At 63.1% G+C, this 2793-nt stretch carries 4 protein-coding genes; 3 read left to right on the forward strand and 1 reads right to left on the reverse strand.

Features of this window, described 5'->3' with window-relative positions; all coding sequences use genetic code 11:
* From fliK to BG52_RS03690, 3 genes are all read left to right on the forward strand, one after another.
* A partial coding sequence (fliK, locus tag BG52_RS03680) for a flagellar hook-length control protein FliK (RefSeq protein ID WP_223298909.1) occupies nucleotides 1-1042 on the forward strand: 1042 nt, incomplete at its 5' end.
* Entirely contained in the window at nucleotides 1039-1347 is a 309-nt protein-coding gene (locus BG52_RS03685) for an EscU/YscU/HrcU family type III secretion system export apparatus switch protein (protein ID WP_036579202.1), read from the forward strand. The genes fliK and BG52_RS03685, both read left to right, overlap by 4 nt.
* The gene (locus BG52_RS03690) at nucleotides 1334-1837 is read left to right on the forward strand and encodes a YraN family protein (RefSeq protein WP_081793550.1); all 504 of its coding nucleotides are present in this window, start codon (nucleotides 1334-1336) and stop codon (nucleotides 1835-1837) included. The genes BG52_RS03685 and BG52_RS03690 overlap by 14 nt, the downstream gene beginning before the upstream one ends.
* Before the next feature lie 52 nt (nucleotides 1838-1889).
* On the opposite strand, the gene BG52_RS15185 is transcribed toward BG52_RS03690, so the two are convergent.
* Nucleotides 1890-2793: YifB family Mg chelatase-like AAA ATPase (locus tag BG52_RS15185; RefSeq protein ID WP_036666846.1), on the reverse strand; the 904-nt coding region annotated here is incomplete at its 5' end.

Raw genomic sequence — 2793 nt, forward strand, 5'->3', positions numbered from 1 at the left:
GGGCGCGGCCCCGCCCGGGGCCGGGACCGGGTTGCAGGCGGCCGGTATGGCGCCGGGGGGCGCGCAGGCGCCGCAGCAGGGGGAGCGGGCCGCAAGTACAAACGCAGGCGCGGGCGGGCAAGCCGCCGCGGCCGATGCTGCCGGTACGGGGCCGCAAACGGCTGCCGCGAACACCGCGTCAGGCGGCGGTCAATGGCTTGGCGGAATGCTGAAGTGGTTGGGAGTCGATTATGAAAGGCTGCTCGCTCAAACACTGGGAGGCGCCCGTACGGGGGATGCCGAAGTCGCCCAGGCGCAAGGTGCCGGAGCACAGGAACAGGCGGCCGGGGATGCGAAAGGGGCGAAATTTGCCGGCTTTGCCGAACGGGCTGCCGCAACGGGGGAACGGTTCGCGGCAGCGAATCCGAACGGCGGATTGCTGACGCTCCAAGCGGAGGGCAATATGTCCGATCCGTTGAAGCCGGCGGCAGCCGAGTCGTTGAAAAGTGCGCTCATGAGCCTTGCGTCCGCTGAGGACGTGCCGGCTGCCGCGCGCGAGACGGCTCAACAGCTTGTTCAGCAGATTACCGGCCAGCAGCTGATGCTTTCTCCGGAGCGTAACGGCCAGCTGCTGTCCCAGATGACGCTGTTCATTCCGTTTCAAGGACCGGACGGAGGCCAGACGGCATCCGTTCACATTCAAGCGCGCAGAGGCCGGAAGGGCGAATTGGACGCCGATAATTGCAGACTGCTTTTTGACCTGAAAATGAAAAGGCTCGGCGATACGATCGTCGACGTGCAGGTGATGAGCAAGATCGTTAGTTTAAACGTTTGGAACGACCATCCCGCTGTCGGCGCGATGATGGAAGGGGCGAGAAGCGAGCTTAACGGCGCGCTTGCCGGCGCGGGCTTTCAATTGCTCTCGCTGAACGTTAAGCCGATACCGAGGCCTGCCGTCGGCAAGCAGGAGGAAACGGTCTCTGCGGGCGGGGGCGCACGGCTCGCAGGCACGGCGTCAGCCTATTCTTCAAAGCCGTACAAAGGGGTCGATTACCGGGCATGAGCGAAGAGCAACCGGCAACAAAACAGGCCGTGAAGAAAGCGGTGGCTTTGAAATACGAGCCGGGCACGCGCAACGCCCCGGTTGTTGTGGCCAAAGGCAGAGGCCAGATTGCAGAGTCAATTCTCGAACGCGCCCGTGAGCACGGCGTTCTCGTCCAGGAGGATGCGTCGCTGGTTGAGGTGCTGTCGCAGCTCGACATCGACCAGGAAATTCCGCCGGAGCTTTACGCGCTGGTGGCAGAAATTTTAAGCTTCGTGTACCGTTCGGACAATAGGCTTGAGGGGTGGAAGCATGAACCAACGTAACTCCGGTAACGGCTGGAGCAACGGCGCGAGCGCCAGCGCGAACGGCAACACCGACATCAATGCCAACACCAATGTCAACGCCAACGCCGGTGATACCAAAGCACGTTCTGCCTCCGCTGCCAAAGCCATAAGCGGAAGAGTTCAGACGGGCAGGAACGGCGAGGAAGCGGCGGCTGACATGCTGCTGGCCAACGGCTACTTTATTCGCCATCGCAATTGGCGCTGCAGGAGCGGCGAGCTGGATATAATCGCCGAGAAGGACGGAAGGCTCGTAATCATTGAGGTCCGCACGCGCCGCGCCGGCGGGAGATTCGGGACGGCGGCCGAGTCCGTCGACTACCGGAAACGGCGGCAGTTGCAGACGACGGCACAAGTGTATATGCAGTCTGCGGGCGTACAGGGATGCGAGGTCCGCTTCGACGTGATCGCCGTATCCGTCAATTCGGGCGGCAAGCTTGCGGCCATGGAGCATTACGAAGGCGCTTTTTAAAACGAACCCCCGATGCGGCCGTCAAAACACGGCTGCATCGGGGGTTGCCGTTTCACAACGGCTCAAGCTTGCGGTCGGAGCTGCGATACTGGATGGCTTCCGCAATATGCTCGGCTCGGATTTCCGCGAACTCGTCAAGATCGGCAATCGTGCGGGCCAGCTTGAGGATTCGTTCATGTGCGCGCATGCTCAGTCCGAGCGAAATAAAAGCGGTTTCCAGCAGCAGAGCGGCGTCCGGTCGCAGTGAGCATGCGGCGCGCAGGCCTTTGCCGGTCAAGTCGCTGTTCCACGGCACACCCGTAACCGTCATGCGCGCCCTCTGCCGCTCCATGGCTGCCATGACCCGGCTGCGCATGGCGGCGGAATCCATTCCCGGCTGGTCCTGAGCGGTGAGCGGAGGGCGGGGCACGTCGACCTGCAGATCGATCCGATCCAGGAGCGGACCGGAGATTTTCGCCTTATAAGAAGCGATCCGGGCGGGCGTGCACGCGCAGCGCCATTGATCGGTTTCGTGGCCGAAATAGCCGCACGGACAGGGGTTCATCGAACAAGCCAGCATGAAGTGAGCCGGAAAACGGAAAACGGCGCGCGCCCGGGCGATCGTGACCTCTCGGTCCTCCAGCGGCTGCCGGAGCACCTCCAGCACCTGACGGGAAAATTCGGGCATCTCATCGAGGAACAATACCCCTTCGTGCGCCAGAGTGACTTCGCCGGGCTTCGGAACGGAGCCGCCTCCGATCAGACCCCCGGCGGAAATCGTGTGGTGGGGGCAACGGAACGGACGCCGCCGGATCAGCGAGATGCTCCCGGTGCCGAGCTTGCCGGCAGCGCTGTAGATTTGCGTAACGGCGAGCGCCTCCTGCTCGTTCAGCATCGGCAGAATACCGGGCAGCCGCTTGGCGAGCATCGTTTTGCCGGTGCCCGGCGGACCCGTCAGCAGCAGATTATGGCGGCCG

It is taken from the genome of Paenibacillus darwinianus, from assembly GCF_000598065.1.
GTDB classification, from domain to species: Bacteria; Bacillota; Bacilli; order Paenibacillales; family Paenibacillaceae; genus Paenibacillus_I; species Paenibacillus_I darwinianus.

Excerpts from the sequence above, each read along its gene's own strand:
- BG52_RS03685 (WP_036579202.1), top strand. The coding sequence starts at position 1,039 with ATGAGCGAAGAGCAACCGGCAACAAAACAGGCCGTGAAGAAAGCGGTG.
- BG52_RS03690 (WP_081793550.1), top strand. The coding sequence starts at position 1,334 with ATGAACCAACGTAACTCCGGTAACGGCTGGAGCAACGGCGCGAGCGCC.